Here is a 660-nt window from a genome sequence, read left to right as displayed (position 1 = left end):
GCATACGAGATGATACCTCCTGTCTCGTGGGCTCGGAGATGTGTATAAGAGACAGCCTCTTATTAAAGGTGCTGGTGATTTTGAAGAATGCTATCTCAAACTCGATGCTCCAGCCCATACCGCTGAGCGCCTTTACACTTTCATACCAAATACCGGTATTTCGAACGCCGATTATGTAACTGCAGAAACTGAGTTTTATTCGCTAGAACTGAAGAAGACGGCTGCATGGTTTCAGTCTTATCAACCAATACTACTTGACCGTTCGACATACCGCCGACAGATGAAAGGGGCCCCTTTTCACGCGATTTATAATGTTGGTGAGTATACATTTAAACCATGGAAAGTTATTTGGCCCGAAATGTCATCATCGTTCTATGCAGCGGTTGCAGGTTCAGCAGAAGTGCCAATCGTCGGTATCCGTCCATATATTCCTGACCATAAAATTTATTTTTCCTCTTTTGAGAATAAAGAAACTGCATACTTCCTTTGTGGATTATTAAATTCCTCTACAGTGCAGGAATGGATCAATGCACACAACGTTTCAATTCAAGTTGCTGATATTTTCAAACACTTAGACCTACCTGAATACAATCCATTAAATCAGGATCACAACATACTGGTTGAACTGGTTATGAGAGCTCATTACGAGCACGACAAGGT

At 41.8% G+C, this 660-nt stretch carries 1 pseudogene; it reads left to right on the top strand.

Annotated features, from left to right (window positions below):
• Positions 1–40: 40 nt before the first annotated feature.
• Positions 41–660, top strand: a pseudogene (locus JHD74_RS25920) (SAM-dependent methyltransferase); the annotation flags it as partial.

This window comes from Serratia sp. ASV30 (assembly GCF_016428815.1).
Taxonomy (GTDB): domain Bacteria; phylum Pseudomonadota; class Gammaproteobacteria; order Enterobacterales; family Enterobacteriaceae; genus Chania; species Chania fonticola_C.
The sequence above is the reverse complement of the archived record's forward strand: the minus strand, read 5'-3'. Positions and strand labels throughout refer to the sequence as shown.